Below are 22,631 nucleotides of genomic sequence, written 5' to 3'. Positions count from 1 at the left end.
TTCTGTGGAAGCTTGTATCATCGTTACTTACCGTTGTAATGCCCAATGTCATATGTGCAACACCTGGCAATTTCCTTCAAGGCCAGAAGATGAAATTTCTCCCGATATTGTCCAGAAGCTGCCGAATGGTCTGAAATTTATTAACATTACGGGCGGTGAGCCTTTTATAAGGGAAGATTTGGAGGATATCGTTGCTATAGCTTTAAAAAAGGCTGCCCGGGTTGTCATCTCTTCCAACGGATATTTTACTGAAAAAATGATCCAATTAGGCAAAAGGCATCCCGATCTCGGATTCCGTGTTTCTATTGAAGGTTTGCCTGCTGCCAATGATAAACTCCGTGGGATTCCTAACGGTTTTGATCATGGCTTGAGATCTCTTTTGGGGCTACGCGCAATCGGGCTGAAAGACCTCGGGTTCGGTATCACCGTCTCGGATGTTAATGCAAAGGACATGATCGACCTCTATCGCCTTGCTGATGCAATGGGGCTTGAATTTGCTACAGCCTCTACACATAACTCCTACTATTTTCATAAACATGACAATGGATTCAACGACTGTGAGATGATAGCTGGTGAGTTCGAAAAAATTTCATGTGAGCTTTTGAAGACATGGAAAGTCAAAAATTGGTTTCGGGCTTATTTCAATCATGGCATGGCAAATTATGTACGAGGTGGCAAACGTTTTCTCCCCTGCGAGGTAGGCACAGACATGTTTTTTCTCGACCCTTTCGGAAAAATTATGCCTTGCAATGGCCTCGATCAAGAGATGTCCATGGGTGATTTGAAAAAACAATCTTTTTCTGAGATCTGGACCAGTGAGCAAGCACAGCGGGTAAGGGATGTCGTAAAAAATTGTCAGAAACAATGTTGGATGATTGGAAGTGTCTCGCCGGCAATGAAAAAAAATGTCCTGACGCCTATTAAATGGATACTGCGTCAGAAACTCGCACTCTGAAAAAATTTTATTCCATTCAGTTATTGGAGGGAACAATGAAAATTGCCGTTCTGGGTTTACGCGGCATACCTGAAGTTATGGGTGGAGTTGAGAGGCACTGCCAGGAACTTTACCCCCGTTTGGTAATAAAAGGTCATCAAGTTACCCTTTTTGCCAGAAAAGGATACGTCCAATCGGAACCCTACGAATACCGGGGTGTTCGGGTCTTCCCTCTCTGGGCTCCCAGAAAGAAGAGCCTTGAGGCTATTTTTCATACCGCCTACGGACTTCTTATTATCAGCCTTCGCCGGAAGGAATTTGACCTGGTTCATATTCATGCGATCGGTCCATCTTTGATGGTGTTTCTCGCGAAGATTCTTGGTCTTAAAGTTGTCATGACGCACCACGGACCCGATTACGATCGTAAAAAATGGGGCAGGATAGCAAAATTTGCTCTTAGAATGGGTGAACAAGTCGGGTGCCGCTTTAGCAACGCTGTCATAACCGTTTCTCAAAATATTCGGCAAAGCATTAATAGGATGTATCATCGAGAGGGAGTTTACATTCCTAATGGGGTTCCCCTCCCTGAAATATTAAACCCAGGTGAGTATCTAGAAAAATACCACCTTTTATCTGGAAAATACCTTTTGACAGTAGGCAGATTTGTCCCTGAAAAGGGCTTTCATGACCTATTGAATGCGTTTAAAAAAATAGATACGGATTGGAAATTGGTGATAGCTGGTGATGCCGACCACGAGGATGAATACAGCCAAGAGCTGAAAATAATGGCTCTGCGGGATAAGAGGGTGGTTTTGACTGGCTTTATCAAAGGCAGTGAACTTGGCGAGATCTATTCCAATGCTGGTCTTTTCGTTCTTCCCTCCTATCATGAAGGACTGCCAATCGCGCTTCTTGAGGCTATGAGTTATGACCTACCCATTTTGACCAGCGATATTCCAGCAAATTGTGAACTATCTTTGGAAGAAGAGAGGTTTCCTGTAGGGAACGTCGCTGCTCTCCGCGAAAAAATTTGTCATTTCCTAGATGGCTCTTTTGAAAAAAGGGGAAGTAGGGATTTTGTGGCGAATCATAACAACTGGGATGTCATTGCCGAAAAGACTGAAATTGTTTACTGCGATATTCAATCCGCCGCTTGATGCAATAATATCCTCGGATAACTCACCCCTGATGACAGGTAAACCAATTTTATAGCCGTCATCGGTAGTACGGCGTTTTTTTTAATCACTCTCTCTGATGGTAACCCGGCAAGTTTCGGCAATACATAATAATAAGTTTCAACTGCACTGCATTGTTGGGGCAAAATGACAGGAGATGGTAAAGAGCCCCTTTTGTCTTATTCTTAATTGGTCTCTGAGGTAACATAATGCTCAAACAGCAAGCAAAACTCATTCGCAAACTGGTTATCCTGGTCGATGCCATTCTTCTGCTTGCCGCCTTTTTCGTCGCCTATCTCATTCGGGACCAACTCCAGGGTGGGCTTTCACGCCCGGCGCACGGTTACCTTTGGATCATGCTTGTCGTCATGCCGGTCTGGTTCTTTCTTCTGATCAGGGCCGGCTTTTACTCTTCCGTTCGCAGAATTTCAAGCTTTGAATTGACCTACCGTCTGTTCAACATCCATTTGATAGGCGGAGCTTTGGTGGCCTCCATTATCTATTTTACTGATAATTTTGGATTCAGCCGCGGTCTTTATCTCATCTTCCTCGGTAACTCTTTCCTGCTTCTCGCCTTAGAGAAGATACTCCTGCGTAACGGGTTGATGTGTCTGCGGCGGCGCGGCTACAATTACCGTAACCTGCTGATCGTCGGGACCCGTGAAAAAGCAATACGTTTTCACGAGCTGGTCGAGGACCATTCCGAATACGGTCTTAAAATTCTTGGTTTTATCCAGGTTTTCGATGGATCCTTTCCTGAGGAGATCAGCGGTCATCGGGTGCTCGGGCATGTTCGAGACCTGACGGAGATCTGCAAGCAGCATCCTGTGGATGAAGTTATTTTTTGTCTCCCGAAGGATCATCTTGTCAATGCCGATGAATACCTGAAGGACCTGGAGGAATTAGGGATCACCGTACGAATGGTTCTCGATTTTTTCGAGGTCTATCGTTCTCGGCGAGAGCTCAGTTTTTTTCACAACGAGTTGCCTATCCTGACATTTCACTCCAAATCCTTTGATGCCGGGCAGCTTCTGGCCAAGCGCGTTTTCGATATCGTGGGTGCGCTTGCTGGACTGACCATAACGGCTCTGCTTTTCCCTTTTATCGCCTATGCCATAAAAAGAAGTGATCCCGGTCCCGTTTTTTTTGGTCAAGAGCGGGTCGGGATTTCCGGACGGACATTTAAATGCTGGAAGTTCCGTTCCATGTATATCGACGCCGAGGAGCGAAAAAAGGAGCTGATGGCACAAAACGAAATGAAGGGGGCGATCTTCAAGATCAAGAACGATCCCCGTATCACCCCGGTGGGTCATTTTCTGCGAAAGACCAGTCTCGATGAGCTGCCCCAGTTCTGGAACGTCCTCAAAGGGGAAATGAGTCTGGTGGGAACCCGGCCTCCCACGCCTGGCGAAGTGGCCCAGTACGAGAACTGGCACCGGAGACGCATCAGCATCCGTCCTGGGATCACCGGCATGTGGCAGGTCAGCGGCCGCAACCGGATCGATGATTTTGATGAGATCGTCCGCCTCGATCTGAAGTACATCGATGAATGGACTATCTGGCTGGATCTCAGAATTCTCTTCAAGACCGTAGCGGTGGTTTTTGCCCGGGAGGGGAGTTGTTAAGCTGTGTCATTTGATGCAATCGTGACCCTCGTTGTGGTCGGCCTCATGCTTCTTGCGTTAATCCGGGAAATCCTTGCCCCGGATGTCATAGTTTTCTCCGCTCTCGGCGTGTTGCTGCTCACAGGTGTTTTGACTCCTCAGGAAGCTCTCAGCGGTTTTTCGAACAGCGGAGTGTTGACCGTCGGCATTTTGTTCATTGTTGCATATGCAGCCCAGTCCTCTGGTTTGCTCGAATTTTTTGCGGACCGGGTTATGGGGAAGAGCCGCAATGGACGAAAGTCCCTTCTGAGAATGATGGTACCGGTTATCGGTGCTTCGGCCTTTCTCAACAACACTCCTATCGTTGCCATGTTCACTCCAACGATTCGAGATTGGGCCATACGCAATCGGCTGGCTCCTTCAAAATTTCTGATACCGCTTTCATACGCATCGATTTTCGGCGGAATGAGCACGCTGATTGGAACCTCAACCAATCTGGTTGTCAACGGCATGCTGCAGCAGTCATTGGGAAGGTCCTTATCCATGTTTGAATTGACCTGGATCGGGATCCCCTGCGCACTCGCCGGAACGGCCTTCATTTTATTCTTTGGCTATCGGCTGTTGCCCGATAATACGGATCTCGGAGAAGACTTCCAAAGAGCCGGTCGGGAATATCTGATCGAAATGCATGTTCCAGAGGGCAGTTCTCTGGCGGGCAGAACGATTGAAGCAGCCGGTCTGCGTCACCTCGTCCAGGCCTATCTGGCGGAAATCGTGAGAAATGGGGAGACTCTGGCACCGGTGAGGCCGGAGGAGATATTGAAGGAAGGCGATACCCTCTTTTTTTCCGGGAATGCTGAGGCGGCCATGCGTTTGCAGCAGGTGGCAGGGTTGTCGCGTGGTGAGGAACCAATTAATCTCGGTCTTGTAAAATCCGGGCGGGTGCGAGTACTGGAGGCAGTTGTTTCCCGATCATCACCCATGTTGGGGAAAACCTTGAAGGAGGGGAATTTTCGTGCCCGCTACGACGCAGCGGTTCTCGCAGTGCATCGCCATGGCCATCGTCTTCAAGCCGGTCTGGGGCTTTTGGAACTCAAGCCTGGCGATACCCTGCTTCTGCTGGCCGGCGACGACTTTTTCAAGCGTTGGAAACACTCGCGCGAATTTTATATGGTGAGCAAGGTTTCCGACATGCCGGTGTTAAACCGGAAAAAAACGATGATCTCCTTGGGGTCTCTGTTTGGCATGGTCGCTCTTGCCGCCTTTGGTTTTCTGGACATTCTGCAGGCCGCAATTCTTGCTGCCATTGTTTTGTTGCTTACCCGCAGCATCACGGTCGTGGAGGCGCGGCGCTCCATAGAACTTAATGTCTTGATTGTCATTGCCGCCGCATTGGGGATCAGTCGAGCCCTGGAAAAAACAGGTTCAGCTTCCCTGCTTGCTGATTGGATTATCAGCAGCGTAAAAGACTTTGGACCCATTGGATTGCTGGCTGCCATCTATTTGGCCACTTCGCTGATGACGGAGTTGATCACCAACAACGCGGCCGCAGCCCTGGTATTCCCCATTGCAATAGCTGCAGCCGGTCAGTCTGGATTTGACCCGATGCCTTTTGTGATTGCCGTCGCCATAGGGGCATCTGCCAGCTTCTCCACCCCCATCGGATACCAGACCAATCTGATGGTCTATGGTCCTGGGGGCTATCGCTTCAAGGATTTTCTGCGGGTAGGCATTCCCTTAAACCTATTGTTCATGGCCGTCGCCATTGGCATCATTCCACTGATCTGGAAATTTTAAAACCATCATTCTTTCAAAATTCTTCCTGCCGCTGACCTGCCTGTCTGTTATTCTTCCCTGCAATACCTAGTTTTCGCATTCGCGCTCTCAATGTACTGGGGTTGATAGACAACAATCCGGCCGCACCGCTGGGCCCGTCGATGCGACCTGCCGTCTTCTGCAGGGCGGTTTTGATATGTCTGGCCATCGCCTGGTCGAGTGTTTCGATTTTCGCTGTATGAACTGTCGGTTGGGTCGTGGCGAAGGGATCCTCCAGGTGAGGGCAAAATTCACTGCCTAAAGCTTGTCTTATTTTTAGACAGCTGCCATTGCCCAGGATGGCTGCCCTTTCAATCACAGCTGCAAGTTCACGGATGTTTCCAGGCCAGGGGTAGTTCATGAGGTACTGCATGTCTTCACTGGTCGGGATAAGTGGCGGGGCCCCGAGTCTCTTGGCGGCACCGAGCGCAAAATGAGTGGCAAGGGCAGGGATATCCTCTCTACGTTCGCGCAAAGGCGGGATGGGAATAACAAAAACGGCGATGCGGTACCAAAGATCCTCCCGGAAGCTTCCCTGCCGAACCATTTCTCGTAAATCGCGATGAGTTGCGGCGACGATTCGAAGGTCTGTTTTGATGGATTTTTGCCCACCGACCCTTTCAAAAGTGCCATCCTGCAGAATGCGCAGCAGACGAACCTGGGCGGGAAGGGGCAACTCAGCGATTTCATCCAGAAAAAGGGTGCCTCCGTCGGCCCGCTCAAACCATCCTTTTTGTGAACTGTGAGCGCCGGTAAAGCTGCCTCGTTCATGCCCGAACAGTTGTGAATCGATAAGTTGCGGAGGGATGGCCCCGCAATTTACCCGAATGAAAGGCCCTTCCTTGCGCGGCGAAAGCGTGTGTACGGCTCGAGCCACGACTTCTTTGCCCGACCCGGTTTCGCCCAACAGCAGCACAGGGACATCGGCCTGGCTGACCTGCCCGACACGCTCCATGACGGTCCTTAACCCGGTTTCGGAGCCTACGATTGAATCGCTGATATCCTGTCTGTCAAGTCGAAACAAAAGTTTCTGCCGATCTGCCTCGGCGGCCTCCCGCAGTTTTTTCAGTTCCTGCCATTGCCGGTGGTTTTGAAAAGCCACACCGAATGCTTCGGCGAGCTGTTCACAGGTTTTCAGGACCGGTTTGGGAAGAGCGTGGGCGGTAACCAGCAGTAGGCCCGGTGGATATTCCTGTCCGGAAAGGGGCCCGATCCAGAATTCCCCCAGTGGCGGTCTGAAAAGTAAACCCTGCATCAGGATCGGAGCGTCCGCTGCCAGGCCATGGATAGACCTTCCGTTAGTGAAATTTCCGGTGAAGCATTGAAAGCTTTGATCACTCCAGACCGGTTCCGGTGTAGTGGGCCTGTTGGTACGTCTGGCAAGCAGGCCTATTTGCCTCCGGGCCAAATCTGTTTCATACAGATGCAGTTGCAGCTGAAACCCGGAATTCTCAAAAAATTCACCGGAAAAATCCAGTAATGACTCCAGGGATGCATGTCTGGCGACTTTTTTCCAGAGCGTGATAAAAAATTTTTGCTGCTCTTTCGTCATATTTCAAGACCTCCAGTCATATATGGCGAAAAATTCTATCATATATGATAGGGAAAATCATTTTTTTTCAAAATCTTAAATAAAACAGTGATTTAGGTTTTGGTATGGTTGCTGCTTTTGTTGGATTGCCACCACTATTCAGGAGACATGATATGAAAAGCAGGAATTGGTTCGGAATTTTCGCGTTTGCATTGATTTTTGGACTGTATTTGAGCCACGCAGGTTGGGCGGAGGAAATAAAACTCCTCAATGTATCCTATGACCCAACGCGGGAACTTTATCAGGAATATAACGTCGCTTTCGCTCAGTATTGGAAGGAAAAAACCGGAAACATCGTTACCGTTCGCCAGTCACATGGGGGGGCCGGAAAGCAGGCCCGGGCGGTTATCGATGGATTGGAAGCCGATGTCGTAACGCTGGCCCTTGCATATGATATTGATGCCATTGCCAAAAAGACCGGGTTCCTGCCTTCAGATTGGCAAAAACGTCTTCCCCACAACAGCTCTCCATACACCTCGACCATCGTATTTCTGGTACGCAAGGGCAATCCCAAAAAAATCGTGGATTGGAATGATCTGGTCAGACCAGGCGTTTCGGTCATTACGCCGAACCCGAAAACATCCGGCGGTGCTCGATGGAATTATCTGGCTGCCTGGGGGTATGCCCTGAAAAAATACAAGAATGATGAAAAGAATGCCAGGGCGTTCGTCACACGGTTATACCGCAATGTGCCAATCCTTGATTCCGGTGCCCGCGGAGCCACGACGACATTTGTCAGGCGAGGCATGGGCGATGTGCTTTTGGCCTGGGAGAATGAAGCCTTCCTTGCGGTTAACGAACTGGGGCCGGACAAGTTCGAGATTATTGTTCCCAGTGTCTCAATTCTGGCGGAACCGCCGGTGGCGCTCATGGATAAGGTGGTTGCCAAGCATGGTACAAAAGAGGTAGCCAAGGCGTATCTGGACTACCTTTTCAGTCCCGTTGGGCAAAAACTTGCTGCCAGGCACTATTATCGACCGGCCTTGCCGCAGCATGCAGATGTCCATGATCTACAGAGATTCCCGAAAGTTGATTTGTTTACAATCGATGAATTGTTCAATGGATGGCAGGCAGCTCAGAAGTTACATTTCGATGATGGTGGGGTGTTCGATCAGATTTATGGCGCAGCCTTGTAAAGTAAACGTACTGTATTGGAAATACTGTTATGAGTTTTTTTAAAAGAAAACATAGTGTAATTCCAGGTTTTGGAGTGACCATGGGATTTACGCTTTTATACCTGACCTTGATTGTCCTGCTGCCACTTTCCGGTCTCTTGCTGAAAACGGTTCATCTGACCTGGGGTGAATTTTGGGCAACCGCAAGTTCTGCAAGAGTGTTGGCTTCCTTTCGCCTGACTTTTGGCGCCGCATTTTTAGCAGCTCTGCTAAATGCCTTTTTCGGATTACTGGTCGCTTGGGTTTTAGTTCGCTACCCTCTGCCCGGGAAGCGCGTGGTGGATGCGCTCGTAGATCTTCCCTTTGCTCTTCCTACAGCGGTTGCGGGCATAACATTGGCAGGTCTTTATTCCTCCCATGGCTGGATAGGGCGTTTTTTGGAACCCTTGGGCTTGAAGGTGGCCTATACGCCTCTTGGAATCGTGATCGCTTTGACATTTATCGGGTTGCCTTTCGTAGTACGTACCGTGCAGCCAGTGCTGGAGGATCTGGAACCGGAGTTGGAGGAAGCTGCCGCCTGTTTGGGTGCCAACCGCTGGCAGACCTTCTCCCGGATCATCTGGCCGTCTATCGCACCGGCGCTACTGAGCGGGTTCGCCCTCGCCTATGCCCGGGCGATCGGTGAGTACGGGTCGGTTATCTTTATCGCCGGAAATGTGCCGATGATTTCTGAAATCATGCCTTTGCTGATAATAACCAAGCTCGAGCAATACGACTATGCCGGTGCCTCCGCTATTGCCACCGTCATGCTCACCTCCTCATTCTTGATTCTGCTGTGTATCAATCTGATTCAATGGTACAGCCGGCGCAGGTGTGGGGGCTGAAGGAGATTTGTATGCCTATTCATTCGACAGTATCCCATCCTTCACCTGATGTGTTAACCGAGAATGTGGGAATCAGGTGGCTCTTGACGATGCTGGCACTTGGCTTTCTCTGCCTGTTTCTTGTCGTACCTCTGGCAGCCGTTTTTGTCCAGGCCCTTGAGAAAGGTTTGTCGGTTTACTGGACCGCGATAACTGAGCCTGATGCTCTGGCGGCAGTACGCTTGACCCTGTTCACGGCGGCCATCAGCGTTCCACTGAATCTTGTTTTCGGGATTGCTGCTTCCTGGGCAATCGCCAAATTTGAATTTCGCGGAAAGAGTTTGTTGAATACCTTGATTGATTTGCCATTTTCCGTTTCTCCGGTGATTTCAGGGATGATCTATGCACTCCTTTTTGGATTGCAGGGGTGGTTGGGCCCTTGGCTGGCTGCCCATGATTTGAAGATCGTCTTTGCCGTTCCAGGCATCATTTTGGCGACGCTCTTCGTGACCTTCCCTTTTGTCGCACGCGAACTGGTTCCGTTGATGCAAGCTCAAGGAAATGAAGAGGAGGAAGCTGCAATTGTCCTAGGTGCCGGCGGCTGGACGGTCTTTTTCAGAATAACGCTGCCCAATATCATCTGGGGAGTTCTTTACGGGGTGATCTTGTGCAATGCGCGCGCGATGGGCGAGTTTGGAGCGGTGTCGGTTGTTTCCGGTCATATACGGGGTTTGACCAATACTGTTCCACTGCACGTGGAAATCCTCTACAACGAGTACAACTTTGTCGCTGCCTTTGCCGTTGCCTCTCTACTGGCTATTTTGGCTCTGTTCACCCTGGCCGCCAAAACACTTCTCGATCACAAGGTTCGCCAGCAAACAGAACACACATCGGGGAGAATTGATCCATGGGGATAAAAATAGAAAAAATATCCAAAAACTTCGGTTCTTTTAAAGCTTTGGATCAGGTTGACCTGCAGGTTGTATCCGGAGAGCTTGTTGCTCTGCTTGGCCCGTCGGGTTCAGGAAAAACGACCTTATTACGTGTCATTGCGGGACTGGAGAGGCCCGACAGTGGCTGCATTCTTTTTTCCGGACAAGAGGCGACGCGCCGCCATGTGCGTGACCGGCAGGTGGGATTCGTGTTTCAGCATTATGCCCTGTTTCGCCATATGACTGTATTTGACAACATCGCTTTCGGCCTGACTGTAAAACCGAAACGGGAAAGACTGGAAAAGGCGCGCATACACAAAAGGGTCAACGAGTTGCTGCAGCTGATCCAGTTGGAGAATCTGGCAGATCATTATCCTGCTCACCTCTCAGGAGGACAGCGACAGCGGGTGGCATTGGCGCGCGCTCTCGCCACCGAACCCAAAGTCTTGCTTCTCGATGAGCCTTTCGGAGCTCTGGATGCCAAAGTGCGACAGGAATTGCGCCACTGGTTGCGGAGACTTCATGATGAGATCCATGTGACAAGCGTTTTCGTTACCCATGATCAGGAAGAGGCCCTGGAGGTGGCCGATCGAGTCGTGGTCATGAATCAGGGTCGGATAGAGCAGGTCGGGACTCCAGAAGAAGTCTATGAAAAACCGGCTAATCCTTTTGTTTTCAGGTTTTTGGGCAATGTTAACCTGTTTGATTGCCGGCAAGTGGAAGATGGACGAGCCATCGCATTTGGGACCGAACAAAGAAAGCCGGTTATTGGATATGTGCGGCCGGGGGATATACAGGTCGGACGACGCGTCGAGAGCTGTTCGGATATCAAGGCTCTTGTTCAATTTGTGCAGGGCGCCGGCCCCTTGCCACGCCTCGAGTTACGGCGGATCGATAACGGAGATATTGTGAAGGTCGATTTGCCTCGTGAGGAGTATCTTCGATTGGGTTTGCAGATGGGGGAAACGGTTTTTTTCAGACCGGTCCGGATCCGAATTTTCGAACGAGATGAAGATTCGGCAGGGAGCGCAGGGGGAATTTCCTTCAACCTCCCTGCCATTCAAAATAAGATACTCAGATCTGTAAGTCAGGGAAGCAATTGAGACTGGTCGAGCCTCAAGGTTCTTGACCTAGCTCGATTACACAGGCATGCTCTGCACATGGGGGCCTATATGGGAAATATTGCGGGACCTTCGGTTTGGGCCTGATCGGCCCCCGTCTTTCTGCGGCCGTTTTTATTCAGATTTGCCCCTGCAATAATGGCAGGATTTGGCGAAGAGCCGTTGTTGCAGCCCATTAACCTTTCCCATTGCGCCGACTCCGATTATAATGCGCGAGGTAATGGGGGGGTTAAGAGAGCGGCTGTATGTTCTTGAATGCGATGGGAGCAAATCGTGGAAAAAATCCTTGTCACTGGAGGATGCGGTTTCATCGGGTCCAACTTTATTCGCTTAACGCTTGCAGCTTTCCCAGAAGCGCAAATCATCAACCTGGATAAACTCACTTATGCCGGGAACGCGCATAATCTTACCGATGTAGCGTCTGATCCCCGCTATTGTTTTTATAACGGCGACATTTGCGATGCAGAACTGGTCGACAAAATTTTTTGCGATGAGGGAATAAACACGGTGGTCCATTTTGCCGCCGAATCCCATGTCGACCGCAGTATCTCCAGCCCCGCCGCCTTTATCCAAACCAATGTCGTGGGGACCTTCACTTTGCTGGAAGCAGCACGCAAGGCATGGTCGGGCAAGGGAGAGAAATGCCGTTTTCTTCATGTTTCAACCGACGAGGTTTACGGCTCCCTCGGTGAAGCCGGGTTGTTTTCCGAACTTACCCCCTATGACCCCCGCTCCCCCTACTCAGCCAGCAAGGCTTCATCCGATCACCTGGTCAGAGCCTATCACCATACCTATGATCTGCCGGTGCTTATTACCAACTGCTCCAACAACTATGGTCCTTATCAATTCCCCGAAAAACTCATTCCCCTGATGATCAACAACGCCTCGCATGGTAAAGAGTTGCCTGTGTACGGGGATGGCGGGAATATACGGGATTGGTTGTTTGTCGGGGATCACTGCGAAGCCCTGTTGACTGTTCTGAAGAGAGGGATGATCGGGCGGACCTATAATATCGGCGGGGATTGTGAAAAGCTGAACATCGAGGTGGTACGACGTATTTGTGATCTGATCGATGAAATGGCGGGACCCCTTCCCTCAGGAAAACGCCGTCAGGATTTGATCCGTTTTGTCGAGGACAGGTTCGGGCACGATCGACGTTACGCGATCGATGCCGGCCGCATCAAAAGTGAACTGGGATGGGAACCCTCTGTAACCTTCGATGAAGGTCTTCGCATGACCGTGAAGTGGTATTTGGACAACCGGTCATGGTACAAAGCGATTCTAAACGGATCCTGTGGGCCCAATTCCGAACAACTGTTCGCGGCTCTCTGAAGATGCGACATCCTGCGAAAATAGCCCTTGTCGGCGGCCGCGGCATGTTGGCTCAGGCCGTTTTGAAAGCTGCACCGGCAGCTTATCAGGTGCATGTGCTCTCCCGCCCCGAAATCGACATTACCGACGCCGGACTGGTATTCAGGGTTCTGCGGGATCTGCGGCCCGATATCGTTATCAACTGCGCCTCCTACACCCGGGTGGATGAATGCGAGGCGCAGGCTGAAACGGCCATGGCAGTGAATGGGGAGGGGCCCAAAAACCTGGCTTTGGCAGCAGGCGAAACAGGGTCAACCCTCGTGCACGTATCATCCGATTACGTCTTTTCCGGAGAGAAGGATATTCCTTACCGGGAGTCAGATTTACCGGGGCCGCTTTCCGTTTATGGCAGAAGTAAGCTCGCCGGAGAAGAAGGAGTCTTTAACTCCGGCCTGGAAAAGTACTTCATCGTTCGTACCGGCTGGCTCTACGGGCCCGGTGGAAGGAATTTCGTCGAAACGATGGTCCGACTGGGCAAGGCACGTGAAGAGCTTCGAGTGGTCGCGGATCAGCAGGGGACTCCCACGGCAACCCGCGATTTGGCCCGTGCTATTTTTAACCTGCTTGAACTCCCGGCCGACGGCGACAATGCCTCCTACGGAACCTATCATTTTTCCAATGAGGGGACCTGCTCCTGGCACGGCTTTGCCAAAACCATTCTGGAAGAAGCCCGGGCCGCCGGTGAGCCGATTATAGCCCGACGGGTTGTTCCCATAGACTCTGCGGAATATGCCTTGCCTGCCAAGCGGCCTCAATACTCGGTTCTGTCCACTGACAAATATCGTAAAGCGACAGGGGCTCCCGTCCCCCATTGGCGGGAGAGCTTGGCCTTTTATTTTCGCAAGGAGAGGAAGTAGGATGGCAGGGATTCGCAAAGGGATCGTGCTCGCCGGAGGTGCCGGGAGTCGGCTGTACCCATTGACGTTGATCGCCAGCAAGCAGCTTCAGCCCGTTTACGACAAACCGATGATCTACTACCCCCTGGCGACGCTCATGCTGGCGGGAATCGACGAAATACTGATCATTTCCACACCTCAGGATACACCTCGTTTTGCAGCGCTGCTCGGTAACGGCGACCGGTTCGGCATCCGTTTGCAGTATGCGGTCCAGCCGGAGCCCAAGGGGATAGCCCAGGCTTTTTTGGTGGGTGCGGAATTCATCAATGGCGATCCGGTCTGTCTGATCCTCGGGGATAACATCTTCTATGGAAAAATGGGACTCGACGCTATCGTCCGTGATTTCAAAAGCGGAGGCCAGGTTTTTGGATATCCGGTGCAGAATCCCGGCAGATATGGCGTGGTCGAGTTCGATAAGACCGGCAAGGTACTGTCCATCGAGGAAAAACCGTCAGCCCCGAAATCACACTATGCTGTTCCGGGTTTGTACCTCTATGATTCGAAGGTTGTAGAGATCGCCGGGAATCTCAAGGCGTCGGCCAGGGGGGAGTTGGAAATCACCGATGTCAATCTGGAGTACCTGCGGCGCGGCGAACTGCGGGTGGAGAAGCTCGGCCGCGGCATTGCCTGGCTCGATACCGGGACTCACGAAAGCCTGTTGGAGGCAAGCCACTTCATAGGTACCCTGGAGGTCCGCCAGGGTCTCAAAATTGCTTGTCTCGAGGAGATTGCCTTTCACAGGGGTTTTGTGGATAAAGCCGGTTTTGAAAAAGTCATCGCCGAGACCCCTGAATCCGGATATAGGAATTATCTGGAAATGGTATTGAGGGACAGTTTGCAATGAAGGTCATTCAAGCGGCCATACCGGCGGTTTACATCATCGAGCCCAAGGTTTTTGGTGATGACAGGGGCTATTTTTTCGAGAGCTTTAACCAGCGGCAGTGGGAGGAAGCTACCGGTGTGCAAGCTTCTTTTGTTCAGGATAACCACTCACGCTCAACAAGGGGGGTATTGCGCGGACTGCACTACCAGATAAAACAGGCTCAGGGAAAACTGGTTCGCTGTGTCTTGGGAGAGGTGTTTGATGTTGCGGTCGATATCCGAAAATCCAGCCCGACCTTCGGGCAGTGGACAGGGGTTATCTTGTCCGCAGAAAACAAGCGGCAGTTGTGGATTCCGGAGGGCTTTGCCCATGGATTCCTCGTTCTCTCGGATGTCGCAGAGTTTTTCTATAAAGCAACAGATTACTATGCCCCGGAGCATGAGCGTTGCATTATCTGGAATGATCCTGATATCGGAATCAAATGGCCGTTAGGCAATGAACCCAAGCTTTCCAGCAAGGATGCACGGGGTTTATTTTTAAAATCATCGGAAGTATTTTTTTAATCCGACTTCTCATCAGGGAGGACCCAATGATTTATAGGACGACAGATAGCAGAGGGTATTCAGGCAGGGGGGCAAGGATATTTCCTTCGATAAGACTGGCCTGTTGTCTGAGTATTTCGATACTCTTCTGTTCCATCTCATGTCTTGCAGGATTTGTCCGGGCGGAGCCGGTGGACTGGTCCGATATGCCCACCATCACTATTCGTCTACCTGGAAAAGTGGATGCCGGGTGGAAGGAAAGATGCACCGGAGACCAGACGAGCTACAAGTGCAGCATGGACCGTTTTTTGACGCTGACCGTCGCAGATATGGAAAAATATTATGGCGAGGTCGGTCCGGGATTGGCCTTCGGTTATCGGGCCTGCCAGATCGCCTTTTCCAGGTTGTATCCGGGGGAAATTCCAACCCGCGGAGATCTGTTCGTAGTAGGCAGCCATTCAGCCTGCCCGGCCGATCCGGTGACCTTCATCACGGGAGTGCGTTACGGAAAGGATGCCCGCAACATTTTCAACGGAGACCTGGTTTTCGATGAGAAGCTGGAAAGATTTTCCTTCATATTTGTCAGTCAGGCCAGCGGCAAGGCGGTCAAGCTTACCTGCAGGTATCCTTTGCCTCAGGATTTTCTGGATCTGATGATTAAAAAAAACCAGGATCCCTCTTTGGTTGAAACCTTCTGGACCTATGCCCACTGTCTCAGCCGCTATATTTTTACGGCCCCGGAAACGGAAATTTTCGAAGTGACTCCTCTGGACAACTTCGACTGGAAACAATACCTTCCGGAGCCTGCCGCTTAGACAACCGCAAGTCGGCCCTGGCCCAGGGCGTTAAGGCGACTCTTCTCACAAGGAAAGGGCATTTTTCTTTCCAGCGATGAAAACTTCAATGTCCAAGCTGGTGAGGTACAGTCCAGAGATATCTCGCTGCTGTAAAGGAAGCTGGCATCGAGGTCGAATTTGCTGTCGTATTTGGCTCACAGGCCAAGGGAATGGCCCATCAGTGGAGCGACATCGATCTTCTGGTGATCTCTCCTCAATTCGATTCCATGCAGGACCGAAGCGCAATTAATCTCCTATGGCGTCTTACTGCCCGTATCGACAGCCGCATCGAACCGATTCCCTGCGGCTCCCGGCAATGGCTGGAGGATGATTCCAGTGCCATTATCGAGGTGGCGAGACGAGAGGGGGAAATCCTGCAGGCGGCCTAGTCGGCTGGCCGCTTCTGAGGCCGGACCAGTCTTACTCTGGGTGGTTAATTTTCTGCCCTGCCGCTTCCCTGATTTCCCGGTAGCGAAAACAGTCGGTGGTGTGATCGTTCACCATGCCGACCGCTTGCATGAAGGCATAGCAGATTGTCGATCCCACGAAATTGAAGCCAAGGCGTTTCAGGTCCCGGCTCATGGTGTCCGACTGCTCGGTCCGGGCAGGGATTTCCTTGATCGAGGTCCAGGCGTTCTGGCGGGGAGTGCCGTCCACGTAGCGCCAGAGAAAGGAATCGAAACTCCCGTACTTCTCTTTGATATCCAGCACGGATCGGGCATTGCGGATGGCTGATTCAATCTTGAGGCGGTTGCGGACAATGCCGGGATCGGCGAGCAGGCGTTCGACGTCCTCACGGTTGTAGGCGGCCATTCTTTCACAATCGAAGTCGTGAAAGGCCTTGCGGTAATTCTCCCGTTTCCTGAGGAGCGTCAGCCAGCTCAAGCCTGCCTGCGCGCCGTCCAGGATGAGCATCTCGAAAAGCCGTTGGTCGTCGTGCAGGGGAACCCCCCACTCGATATCATGGTAGGCCACGTAAAGGGGATCGCTCCCGCACCATGAGCATCTGGTTTTCATTTCACTCCTCAAGTCGTAACTCGTAAAGCATAATTCGTAATTGATGAAAAGCTTTTTCATTCAACCATTTACGCCTCACGCATTACGCCTTTCGAATATTGTTTAACTTACACCATCTTCCGAAAATGCCCTCCCACCTCGGCCAGGGCCGCCGTGATCTGGCCTAGCGTGGCGTGGCGCACCGTCTCCAGCAGTTCTCCGAACACGTTGGCGCCTTCCGCCGCCACCTGCTTCAGGCGAGCCAGATAGAGTGGAGCATCTGTCTCGTGCCGATTCTTGAAGTCCCGCACCCGGAAGAGCTGCCGCTCCCAGTCTTCCGCTCCGGGGCGGATGACTTCGACCACGGGCGGATACTTGGCCGGGTGGCCTTCGGGCAGCTCATAGGCGTTGTACCCGATGATCCGGCGCCGCGGCGGCTCCTGTTGTCTGTTGCTTCGGCGCCGCTGCTGCTCGTAGCGGGCGCTGCTTTCGGCGATGCAGCGGCGCTGATAGCCTCTTTCCGTGGCGGGCCCGACTCCACCGAGCTGGTCGATCCGGTCGAATTCCTCGAGAACCCGCTTCTGCACCTCCCGCATCAGGGCGCGGAAGGCGTAGGAGCCGGACAGCAGATTCTGAATGACGAAGCCTTCGGCTTCCTCCAGCAGGTAGTTGGGAATCAGGGTCGCCTGACGAACCCATTTTTCTCCGGGGGTGGTCATCGGTTCGTCAGCGGAATCGACGTGCAGGGAGTTGGTGTTGGCCAGCAGACCCAACAGGGCGTGGTAGGTCAGGCGAATTGGATTGAGGGTGCTCCATTCCTCGGCCTGCAGGGCCCGTCCCGAGGTCTGGGTGTGGAACTTGAGTTTCTGGGAGCGCTCGTCAGCCTGGTAGAGGTCGCGCAGGGCGATGGCCCAGATCTTTCGGCAGACGGCCCCGTAGGCAAGCCACTCGGCCTCGTGGGACACCTTGAAGAAGAAGGAGAGGTTGGGGGCGAAATCGTTCACCGCCATCCCCCGGGCGCGGAAATTTTCGATGTAGGTGAAGCCGTTGGCGAGGGTGAAGGCCAGTTCTTGGACCGGGGTGGCGCCGGCCTCGCCGATATGATAACCGGAGATGCTCAGCGAATAGAATTTGTCCACGCCATGGGCGATGAACCAATCCTGCACGTCACCGAGCAGTTTTATGGCGAAGTCGGGCTGAAAAATGCTTTCGTTCTGGGCCTGCACCTCCTTGAGGATGTCGGCCTGCACCGTTCCCCGCAACTCCTGCACGGTCTGCCGGCAGAGCTCCTTCCTCTCCTCCTCGCTCAACCGGATTCCCTGCTCCCGCTCGACCCGCTCCAATTCGCTCTCCTGTGCGGCGACGAAATACATGGCGAGGATGATCGGCGCCGGGCCGTTGATGGTCATGGAGGTGCTGATGTCCGGGATGCGGAAATCTTTCAGCACCAGCTTCATGTCCTCCCAGGTGTCGATGGCCACCCCGCCTTCGCCGATCTTGCCGATGCTGCCCGGGTCGGCGTCGCTGTCGGCGCCGTAGAGGGTGATGCCATCGAAGGCGATAGACAGGCGCGGGCGGGCCACCCCCTGCGCGAGCAGGTGCAAACGGCGGTTGGTATCCTCCGGTCCGCGCAGGCCCGCGAACTGGCGGGTGGTCTGACCGGCCGAAAGGGTGCGGTAAGGATAGATGCCGGTGGCGAAGGGGAACTGGCCGGGCAGCCCTTCTTCAAGAAGAAACCGAAGGGTTTCGGCCCTGTCGGCGGGATCGGGCAGGGCCACCCGCGGCAGGCGGAGACCATTGGGGGTTTCCAGCACCGGATCCACATGCAGTCTGTCGAGGGCCGGAGCGGACAGCTCCCGCCATCGCTCGGGCCATTCCTCCAGAAGTCTGGCGCTGGCCGGGTCGAGAAGGGACGACGCGGCCGGGTTCTCCCGCACAAGACGCAACTGCTCGGCTGTCCAACGGTCGTAGGCCCGAACCCGCTCTGCAATCTCCGCCAGATAGGCCCGCCGTCGGTGGGGCACCAGCACGTTCTGCTTGGCATAGGAGAAAATATCCTCGGCTTTCTTCTCATCCGGTTCCGGCCAGTCCAGGTTTCGGCAGAGCGCTGCGAACAACCGGTCGAGGCCGGGATCACGGGCCGTCTTGGCGGTTACCGGGAACAGCGTCGCCTCCCCGCGTCGGCCCTCCAGCAGGGCGCGGAGGTCGCCATAGGCGGCCTCGCTTCCTTCCAGGTCGGCCTTGTTCAGCACCACCATATCGGCGTCGCGCAGCAACTGATCTTTTTGCAGCTGCAGGCCGCCGCCATACTCCCGGGTTTTCACGTAGAGCAGCAGGTCGGCCCTCAGGGCGGTCAGGTCGAGCCCGGTCTGGCCGGTGCCAGGCGTTTCCACCACGATCAGGTCGAAACCGCCGCCGCGCAGTACGGCGAGCAGTTGGGGCAGGGCCGGGCTGAGGGGGGCGTAGGGGCTGCCGGTGGCGACACTGCGGAGCCAGACCCGCGGGTCGTAGATATGATTCATCCGCACCCGGTCGGCGAGCAGGGCGCTGGCGGTGCGGCCGTTGCTGGTGGTGGGATCGTTGGCAAGGATGGCGATCCGCTTGTCCGGCAGATGGGTGAGGAAACGGTGCGTCAGCTCGTCGATCAGGGTGCTCTTGCCGCTGCCGCCGTCGCCGGCAATAGCGACAACCCGGGTATTTCCCCCGTCGACTCCTTTCCAGCTCAGGGAGGCAAGCATGTCCCGCTGGTGTTCCACCAGGCTGAGTAAACGAGTGAGGTCGACAGGAAAGGAAGGGATCCAATCCCGGCCGGATGAATCTAAGCAGGGACGTCGCAGGGCGGCTTGGTCGAGTCGATCGAGGAGATCGGCGACAATGGTATCAAGCGGCCAGCCCGGTCGGTAAATGCGGGCGATTCCCTCGGCTTCGAGGGCGGCGGCTTCCTCCTCCAGAATCGTGCCCCCGCCGCCTCCGAAGACCGGTACTTCCGGTAATCCCAAATCCCTCAGGCGTTTCAGCAGGTAAGGAAAAAATTCCATATGTCCGCCGTTGTAGGAGCTGACCGCCACCGCGTCCACACCCTCCTGCAGGGCGGCCATGGCAATCTTTTCGCTGCTCATGTTATAGCCGAGGTAGATCACCTCAACCGGTCTCTCCGCGACCAGCAGTGCGGAATTCAGGGCCAGTATCGAAGCGTCATGGCCGTCGAAGGCCGCTACGGCTGTCAGAATCCTGAAAGGTCGGTTGGTCATGAAAAGCTCTCCTCCTCCCCATCGTTGCAGCAGGTGTTCATGCTGCTTAAAGTGCCGATATCTCTATATTATACCAGAGGAAGGAATTTATCGGGGTCGGGGTCAAACTGAGGCGGCTTTGGTTGGTGGCACTTTTCGTTGTCAGTGACGCGGTAGCGGAACGGTTGTCGTTGTCGTGATCGATGTGATTTATTCGGGATCTATAATTACGACAACGATAACGACAATGATTGGGAATACGGACTTGTCTTTATTTTTTCAAGAGTTGTATACTAGTTCGGACGCAACCGGCAGCCCAAAAAACCGGGTTGCAGAAGGGCAAATGTGATGAGTAACAGTTCCTCCGGGAAAACAGCTCCGCCACTGATGCCACCCGGCGGCGCCCGATCCGTTTTACTTCATTCCTGCTGCGCCCCCTGCTCGGGCGGGATCATGGAAAGACTGGTCGAAGCCGGACTGGCGTTGACGGTTTTTTTCTGCAACCCCAACATTCATCCGAAGACGGAATATCTCAAACGGAAGGAAGAGAACCAGGCTTTCGCCGAGAAGCTGGGGGTGCCCTTCATCGACGCCGATTACAGGCTGGCGCCCTGGTTCTCACGCGTTTTCGGTCTCGAGCAGGAGCCCGAGAGGGGGCTGCGCTGCACGGCCTGTTTCACCTTTCGCCTGAATCAGATAGCCAGGGAGGCGGCAAGACTCTGCATCCCCGTGATCGCCACCACCCTCGGCATCTCCCGATGGAAGGATCTGGACCAGGTCAACGCCTCCGGCCGGAAAGCCGTGGAGCAGGTGGCTGGGGTCGATTACTGGGAGATCAACTGGCGTAAGGCTGGAGGAATCGAGCGGATGATTGAGGTGTCGCGACGGGAAGGCTTCTATCATCAGGAGTACTGCGGCTGCCTCTACAGCCTGGCGGCGACGAACCGTATGCGCGAGGAAAAGGGGCGGGAGTTGATTCAGTCTGTAAAGCGTGAGGTGTGAGGTGAGAGGGGTGAGGTGTTGGAATCCAAGGCTAAGGCTATAAAAAATATACCTATTAAATATGTTTCGGCTTAAATTACTCCTCACTCCTCACTCCTCACTCCTCACTCCTCACTCCTCACTCCTCACCGAATTTCAGATAATCCCCCCCAACAATCCGTATCAGTCCGTCCGTCGGCCGGTTGTAGACATACACCCAGGCCATGACCGTTTCCCCGTTCGCCAGCGTTACTTCCACCCGCTCGCGACGATATTCGCGAGGAGCGGGAAAGCGGTCGGCGGCCTCTTCGTATTCATCCAGACGGGACAGGACCGCGATGGGATCGGTCAGTCGGTAGACCTCGCCCAGCACCTGGTCCGCGGGGTCATCCGATGGCACGGCTCCCGGGTATCCGGCAATTTCGAAAAGGCTCCCCTGCATCCGCCCGGATTCCAGCAGCTCCGCCCCTTCCGCCAAAAGCCGCAGGGCCGGATGGCGGAGGGACGGGCGCAGGGTGCCGTAGACGAAGAGATGCTCGGGGGCTGCCGTCATGCTCAGCGGTTCTCCAGATGCTGGCGCAGGAAGGCGGCCAGCAGGCTGTCGAAGAGCTGCAAGCCGGTTTCCACCAGGTACATCCGTTCAAAAAACAGGGCTTGGCGCTCGCTGTCCGGGTCGACCATGTCGTCCTTTTCCAGCTTGACCGACGGCGCCTTGAAGGAACCGAACTGGAAAAGCTCCCCCTTCAGGGTCAGTTTCCAAAGGTTTTCGTCCTGTTCCAGATAAAGGGTCGCCTCGCAGATGTTCTTGCCGTTTTCCAGCGCGGCCATCACCTCATCGAAGCGGTTCTGCGGCCCGGCCACGGTGACCTTCTGCCGTCCTTCCTCGTCTTCCCCTTCCAGTACCAGCCGGTCATTGATGTAGGCGACGAATTCTTCCCCTTCATTGGCCGGCCCGGGGCGGCTGACGCGGTAGCGGCAGCTTTCGTTCATGGTCTGGTCGACCAGCCAGCGCAGAAAGTCCCAACCCAGCCAGCGGTTGTCCTGGATCAGGTCGAGCACAGTGTCGTTGCTGGCGCGGTTGGCGGCTGCGAGGGCCTCGCTCAGATTTCCGTCCACCACCTTCCGGGCTCGGGCAAAGGGGTGCACGGCGACCAGTTTCAAGCCCTCGAAGGTGACCTTGAACAGGTCCTCGAACTGCTCGATCACCTGACTGTTGAGGGTTGCCAGAGTCAGCACGCCGTTTTCCGTGTCCCAGACGGTATCATAGGTGGCCGGAACCGGCAGGGTCTTGGCCAGCAGCGCGCCGCGGACAGCCTCCCGCAGTTCCTCCCGGCGGGGTTTGGGGACCCGCTGCAGGCCGGGGTTGGCGGCGAGAAATTCCTGTTCGGCCCGCTCCATATGGGCCTTGAACAGCCCGGCTGGCACCCGGCGCCGGTCGCGACGCAGAGTAAAGGTGAGAAACCGGTCGCGGCAGAAGGTGCGGGGGTCGGCGAAGGCGGCGGATTGAAAGTCATCCAGCTCCACCCAGCCCAGGGAAAGCTCTTCGGCGGAGTGTTCGATGGTCTGGAAAGCCCGTTTGCTGAGGCATTCGGCGGCCCATTCCCCGGCATGCCCCTCGGGAAGGGTGCCGACGACCTGGAATTGACAGCAACTGACGGTATTGGCGAGAAGGCCCATGATTGCTCCTTGCAAGTTTAATAAATAACTCCCTTTCCCTAGGGAGAGGGTCGGGTTGAGGGTGGCCCTACCTCTTACACTGTATGGTCGCTGCGGGCAAGGGTTTTTTGAAGGGCGTGAGAAGTGAGG

The 22,631-nt window shown here is 53.9% G+C and carries 19 protein-coding genes and 1 pseudogene; 15 read left to right on the top strand and 5 right to left on the bottom strand.

All coding sequences use genetic code 11. From position 1 onward, the window contains the following. The first annotated feature begins 4 nt into the window (after positions 1–4). The 4 genes from R2940_13435 (at position 5) to R2940_13420 (ending at position 5,510) form a co-directional block, all read left to right on the top strand. Positions 5–955: a radical SAM protein gene (locus R2940_13435; GenBank protein MEZ4600785.1), complete on the top strand. Its 951-nt coding sequence runs from the start codon at positions 5–7 to the stop codon at positions 953–955. 35 nt (positions 956–990) lie between these two features. Continuing rightward, positions 991–2,091, top strand: coding sequence for a glycosyltransferase family 4 protein (locus tag R2940_13430; GenBank protein ID MEZ4600784.1), 1,101 nt, complete (start codon positions 991–993; stop codon positions 2,089–2,091). Between the two features lie 227 nt (positions 2,092–2,318). Further along, entirely contained in the window at positions 2,319–3,734 is a 1,416-nt protein-coding gene (locus tag R2940_13425; GenBank protein MEZ4600783.1) for a sugar transferase, read from the top strand. A 21-nt stretch (positions 3,735–3,755) separates the two neighbouring features. After that, complete coding sequence (locus R2940_13420) at positions 3,756–5,510, top strand: SLC13 family permease (GenBank protein MEZ4600782.1); 1,755 nt, start codon at positions 3,756–3,758, stop codon at positions 5,508–5,510. Between the two features lie 13 nt (positions 5,511–5,523). Here the strand turns inward: R2940_13420 and R2940_13415 are convergent, their stop codons facing one another. After that, positions 5,524–6,783: a sigma-54 dependent transcriptional regulator gene (locus R2940_13415; protein MEZ4600781.1), complete on the bottom strand. Its 1,260-nt coding sequence runs from the start codon at positions 6,781–6,783 to the stop codon at positions 5,524–5,526. 449 nt (positions 6,784–7,232) lie between these two features. On the opposite strand from R2940_13415, the gene R2940_13410 reads away from it, so the two are divergent. The 10 genes and pseudogenes from R2940_13410 (at position 7,233) to R2940_13365 (ending at position 16,007) form a co-directional block, all read left to right on the top strand. Beyond that, the gene (locus tag R2940_13410) at positions 7,233–8,255 is read left to right on the top strand and encodes a sulfate ABC transporter substrate-binding protein (GenBank protein ID MEZ4600780.1); all 1,023 of its coding nucleotides are present in this window, start codon (positions 7,233–7,235) and stop codon (positions 8,253–8,255) included. Between the two features lie 29 nt (positions 8,256–8,284). Beyond that, the gene (gene cysT, locus R2940_13405) at positions 8,285–9,118 is read left to right on the top strand and encodes a sulfate ABC transporter permease subunit CysT (GenBank protein MEZ4600779.1); all 834 of its coding nucleotides are present in this window, start codon (positions 8,285–8,287) and stop codon (positions 9,116–9,118) included. An 11-nt stretch (positions 9,119–9,129) separates the two neighbouring features. After that, on the top strand, positions 9,130–10,014 hold the full coding sequence (cysW, locus tag R2940_13400) for a sulfate ABC transporter permease subunit CysW (GenBank protein ID MEZ4600778.1): 885 nt from the start codon (positions 9,130–9,132) through the stop codon (positions 10,012–10,014). Next, positions 10,005–11,132: a sulfate ABC transporter ATP-binding protein gene (locus R2940_13395; GenBank protein MEZ4600777.1), complete on the top strand. Its 1,128-nt coding sequence runs from the start codon at positions 10,005–10,007 to the stop codon at positions 11,130–11,132. The genes cysW and R2940_13395 overlap by 10 nt, the downstream gene beginning before the upstream one ends. Before the next feature lie 291 nt (positions 11,133–11,423). Then, on the top strand, positions 11,424–12,482 hold the full coding sequence (gene rfbB / locus R2940_13390) for a dTDP-glucose 4,6-dehydratase (protein ID MEZ4600776.1): 1,059 nt from the start codon (positions 11,424–11,426) through the stop codon (positions 12,480–12,482). Positions 12,483–12,484: 2 nt separating this feature from the next. Further along, positions 12,485–13,378, top strand: coding sequence for a dTDP-4-dehydrorhamnose reductase (gene rfbD / locus R2940_13385; protein MEZ4600775.1), 894 nt, complete (start codon positions 12,485–12,487; stop codon positions 13,376–13,378). 1 nt (position 13,379) lies between these two features. Further along, positions 13,380–14,261 (top strand): glucose-1-phosphate thymidylyltransferase RfbA, encoded by an 882-nt coding sequence (gene rfbA / locus R2940_13380; protein MEZ4600774.1) that lies wholly within the window; start codon positions 13,380–13,382, stop codon positions 14,259–14,261. Continuing rightward, on the top strand, positions 14,258–14,803 hold the full coding sequence (rfbC, locus tag R2940_13375) for a dTDP-4-dehydrorhamnose 3,5-epimerase (GenBank protein ID MEZ4600773.1): 546 nt from the start codon (positions 14,258–14,260) through the stop codon (positions 14,801–14,803). Before rfbA ends, rfbC begins: the two co-directional genes overlap by 4 nt. A gap of 170 nt (positions 14,804–14,973) precedes the next feature. After that, on the top strand, positions 14,974–15,597 hold the full coding sequence (locus R2940_13370; protein MEZ4600772.1) for a formylmethanofuran dehydrogenase subunit E family protein: 624 nt from the start codon (positions 14,974–14,976) through the stop codon (positions 15,595–15,597). 131 nt (positions 15,598–15,728) lie between these two features. Then, a pseudogene (locus R2940_13365) lies at positions 15,729–16,007 on the top strand (nucleotidyltransferase domain-containing protein). A gap of 31 nt (positions 16,008–16,038) precedes the next feature. On the opposite strand, the gene R2940_13360 reads toward R2940_13365, so the two are convergent. Continuing rightward, positions 16,039–16,635: a DNA-3-methyladenine glycosylase I gene (locus R2940_13360; protein ID MEZ4600771.1), complete on the bottom strand. Its 597-nt coding sequence runs from the start codon at positions 16,633–16,635 to the stop codon at positions 16,039–16,041. Between the two features lie 107 nt (positions 16,636–16,742). After that, positions 16,743–19,865, bottom strand: a complete 3,123-nt coding sequence (locus tag R2940_13355; protein ID MEZ4600770.1) for a methylmalonyl-CoA mutase family protein — start codon at positions 19,863–19,865, stop codon at positions 16,743–16,745. A 327-nt stretch (positions 19,866–20,192) separates the two neighbouring features. On the opposite strand from R2940_13355, the gene R2940_13350 reads away from it, so the two are divergent. Beyond that, a complete protein-coding gene (locus tag R2940_13350; protein ID MEZ4600769.1) occupies positions 20,193–20,846 on the top strand; it encodes an epoxyqueuosine reductase QueH in 654 nt (217 codons plus the stop codon). A 118-nt stretch (positions 20,847–20,964) separates the two neighbouring features. On the opposite strand, the gene R2940_13345 is transcribed toward R2940_13350, so the two are convergent. Beyond that, a complete protein-coding gene (locus tag R2940_13345; protein MEZ4600768.1) occupies positions 20,965–21,378 on the bottom strand; it encodes a gamma-glutamylcyclotransferase family protein in 414 nt (137 codons plus the stop codon). 2 nt (positions 21,379–21,380) lie between these two features. Then, on the bottom strand, positions 21,381–22,502 hold the full coding sequence (rdgC, locus tag R2940_13340; protein MEZ4600767.1) for a recombination-associated protein RdgC: 1,122 nt from the start codon (positions 22,500–22,502) through the stop codon (positions 21,381–21,383). Between the last annotated feature and the right edge of the window lie 129 nt (positions 22,503–22,631).

The organism is Syntrophotaleaceae bacterium (assembly GCA_041390365.1).
GTDB lineage: Bacteria > Desulfobacterota > Desulfuromonadia > Desulfuromonadales > Syntrophotaleaceae > JAWKQB01.
Note: the sequence above shows the minus strand (reverse complement) of the source record. Positions and strands in the feature narration are given on the sequence as shown.

What these genes read in the sequence shown, in the direction of transcription:
- R2940_13345 (MEZ4600768.1), bottom strand. Translation starts at nt 21,378, where the DNA reads ATGACGGCAGCCCCCGAGCATCTCTTCGTCTACGGCACCCTGCGCCCG.
- rfbA (MEZ4600774.1), top strand. Translation starts at nt 13,380, where the DNA reads ATGGCAGGGATTCGCAAAGGGATCGTGCTCGCCGGAGGTGCCGGGAGT.
- cysT (MEZ4600779.1), top strand. Translation starts at nt 8,285, where the DNA reads ATGAGTTTTTTTAAAAGAAAACATAGTGTAATTCCAGGTTTTGGAGTG.
- R2940_13395 (MEZ4600777.1), top strand. Translation starts at nt 10,005, where the DNA reads ATGGGGATAAAAATAGAAAAAATATCCAAAAACTTCGGTTCTTTTAAA.
- R2940_13430 (MEZ4600784.1), top strand. Translation starts at nt 991, where the DNA reads ATGAAAATTGCCGTTCTGGGTTTACGCGGCATACCTGAAGTTATGGGT.
- rdgC (MEZ4600767.1), bottom strand. Translation starts at nt 22,502, where the DNA reads ATGGGCCTTCTCGCCAATACCGTCAGTTGCTGTCAATTCCAGGTCGTC.
- rfbD (MEZ4600775.1), top strand. Translation starts at nt 12,485, where the DNA reads ATGCGACATCCTGCGAAAATAGCCCTTGTCGGCGGCCGCGGCATGTTG.
- R2940_13355 (MEZ4600770.1), bottom strand. Translation starts at nt 19,865, where the DNA reads ATGACCAACCGACCTTTCAGGATTCTGACAGCCGTAGCGGCCTTCGAC.
- cysW (MEZ4600778.1), top strand. Translation starts at nt 9,130, where the DNA reads ATGCCTATTCATTCGACAGTATCCCATCCTTCACCTGATGTGTTAACC.
- R2940_13350 (MEZ4600769.1), top strand. Translation starts at nt 20,193, where the DNA reads ATGAGTAACAGTTCCTCCGGGAAAACAGCTCCGCCACTGATGCCACCC.
- R2940_13410 (MEZ4600780.1), top strand. Translation starts at nt 7,233, where the DNA reads ATGAAAAGCAGGAATTGGTTCGGAATTTTCGCGTTTGCATTGATTTTT.
- R2940_13360 (MEZ4600771.1), bottom strand. Translation starts at nt 16,635, where the DNA reads ATGAAAACCAGATGCTCATGGTGCGGGAGCGATCCCCTTTACGTGGCC.
- rfbC (MEZ4600773.1), top strand. Translation starts at nt 14,258, where the DNA reads ATGAAGGTCATTCAAGCGGCCATACCGGCGGTTTACATCATCGAGCCC.
- R2940_13415 (MEZ4600781.1), bottom strand. Translation starts at nt 6,783, where the DNA reads ATGCAGGGTTTACTTTTCAGACCGCCACTGGGGGAATTCTGGATCGGG.
- R2940_13425 (MEZ4600783.1), top strand. Translation starts at nt 2,319, where the DNA reads ATGCTCAAACAGCAAGCAAAACTCATTCGCAAACTGGTTATCCTGGTC.